The sequence below is a fragment of the Microcoleus sp. AT3-A2 genome, assembly GCF_036705685.1.
Lineage (GTDB): Bacteria > Cyanobacteriota > Cyanobacteriia > Cyanobacteriales > Microcoleaceae > Microcoleus.
This window is the reverse complement of the sequence record NZ_JAUBVF010000171.1, coordinates 1-1,144: the sequence shown is the minus strand read 5'-3', so window position 1 is coordinate 1,144 and position 1,144 is coordinate 1. Positions and strand designations below refer to the sequence as shown.

General features: G+C 42.7%; 1 pseudogene. It reads left to right on the top strand.

The annotated features are described in order from the left end of the window. Positions 1-1,125 (top strand): annotated as a pseudogene (locus QUB37_RS29725) (ISAs1 family transposase); the annotation flags it as partial. Positions 1,126-1,144: the final 19 nt, after the last annotated feature.

Here is a 1,144-nt window from a genome sequence, read left to right as displayed (position 1 = left end):
GCTTATCAACTTATTTTGACGATCTACCAGACCCCAGAGTAGACCGAACCAAACAACACTTACTCAAAGACATTCTGGTAATTACCATCTTAGCTACGATCGCCGGCGCTGTCGGGTGGGAAGACATCGAAAATTATGGCTTGAGCAAGCAGCAATGGTTAGAAGAATTTTTAGAGTTACCTAATGGCATCCCCAGCGATGATACATTTCGTCGTGTATTTGAAAGGCTGGACCCGAAAGCTTTAGAGCAGAAGTTATCGCAATGGTTGCAACAAATCATGGGTTCAGTTTTCCAAGAAATTATCCCGATAGATGGCAAAAGCTTGCGAGGTTCTTACGATCGAGAGAAAGGTTTAAAAAACTTACATTTAGTGACAGCTTGGGCGAGCGAACAGCGTTTGGTACTCGGGCAAGTAAAAGTTGAAGACCACTCCAATGAAATTACAGCTATTCCAGCACTACTAGAATTAATCGACATTTCCGGAGCGATTATCACCATTGATGCGATGGGGACGCAAACAGAAATAGTCCGACTGATTCGTCAGAAAAAAGCCGATTATGTCGTGGCACTAAAAAGCAATCATCCCACTCTTTACAATCAAGTTAAATCTTGGTTTAAAACTGCAAAAATTCAGGAATTTATGGGAGTTGAAATGAGTTATGATTCGCGAACCTAAAAGGGTCATCATCGCGTCGAAACTCGAAAAGTCTGGTCGGTATCAGTTGCCCAATTAGGAGGACTTTACAAGCAAGAGCAATGGGCAGGATTGCACACTATTGTTATCGCCCTTAAGAGTGCGTCATCTGTGGAACAAAATCACTCACGAGGTACAATTTTACTTAAGTTCTTTACCAGTAGATGCTCAGCTAAATGGTCGTGCTATTCGTCAACATTGGGGGATTGAAAACCAAGTTCATTGGAGTTTAGATGTGACTTTTAATGAAGATAAATCCCGCATTCGTTCTCTCAACAGTCCTCAGAACTTCGCTCTGGTAAGACGGCTGGCGCTGAATGCGGTCAACCAGGAAACAACTCTCAAGCGTAGTCTGCGACAAAAAATCAAACGGGCCGCGATGAACAATGACTATATGATGCAAATTCTCAAGTGCTTTTGTCAAGCATGATTGAGATGCTCTTACCCTG